Origin of the sequence: Nocardioides sp. NPDC023903 (assembly GCF_040639295.1) — a bacterium.
Classification (GTDB): Bacteria; Actinomycetota; Actinomycetes; order Propionibacteriales; family Nocardioidaceae; genus Nocardioides.
This window is the reverse complement of the sequence record NZ_JBEZZS010000113.1, coordinates 1-1078: the sequence shown is the minus strand read 5'-3', so window position 1 is coordinate 1078 and position 1078 is coordinate 1. Positions and strand designations below refer to the sequence as shown.

Sequence of the window (1078 nt, the reverse complement as noted above, 5' to 3'; positions counted from 1 at the left end):
GCCAAGTCGGTCGCGGGTCACATGCCCCACGAGGTGACGCCGCACCCAAGACCTGCCGAGAGACGCCGTGCGGGGAGAGCCAGAGAAGTCGAGATGCGTGGCGTGATCATCGAGCGGATTCCCGAGTGGCTCACGTGTAGGAGCCTTCTCTACGGCACGAACGGCTCGCTCTCGAAGATCGTTCGCTGCACGAGGAGTAGATCCCGGGGCAAAAGTTCTTAGACCCGCGAGCGGGCCAAGATCACGTGGACCACGATCGTAGACCGATCGACGCTGCCGCTGTGGCGCCCGACCCAAACCGGGCAGGCCACACTTCCTAAACGGGCAGCTTCAGAGTACACCTGGCGCTCACCGCTCGCGCCCGTCGCCTACTTCGCGCTGTTTCTGTCCGAAGCGCTCGTCAACACCCTCACCTTCGGCAACGTCAACGGATTGTTCTGTCTCGCCGAGGTCGGTTTCCTCGCCTTGCTCCTGAGGCGACGCGATATCACCGCGGGCGTGGTCCTCGGGCTGACGATCGCGATCAAGCCGATCCTCGTCCCGCTACTACTCCTACCCGGCGTTCGCAAACAGTGGTCCACCGTCGCGGTCGCGGTCGCGCTACCCGTGTGCGCCACCGCGATCGCGTGGCCGCTGGCCGCTGATCCCGGCCACTATTTCGTGCACAACCTGCCCTACAGCCTGGCAGTCCGTGACTACTTCAACTCCTCGATCTCGGGTTTCGGCGTCTACTACGACGTCTCCCCGATCACGACACTGCTGGTGCGTGGACTTCTCGCCATCGCCGTAGCGGTCAGCCTGTGGCTGCTGTGGCGGTACTACCGACATCAGGAACTGTTCTTCGTCACGACCACTGCTGGAGTCCTGCTCACCGCCGAGTTCGCGTTGAGTTCGCTGGGCCAGCAGTACTACTCGATGTTCGTGTTCCCGTTCCTGTTCACGATCGTGCTCAAGAGCTCGGTGTTGCGAAACTGGCCAGCCTGGCTGGCGATATTCGCTTTCTACAGCTACGACACCTGGCTGCTGTTCCGCTTTCCTGCCTTCGGCCGCAATCTGGAGTACACGCGGACCAACGTCG

At 62.6% G+C, this 1078-nt stretch carries 1 protein-coding gene; it reads left to right on the top strand.

The features are described 5' to 3' along the window. Positions 1 to 240: 240 nt before the first annotated feature. On the top strand, positions 241 to 1078 hold an 838-nt coding region (locus tag AB0F44_RS30330; protein ID WP_357361099.1), incomplete at its 3' end, for a glycosyltransferase family 87 protein.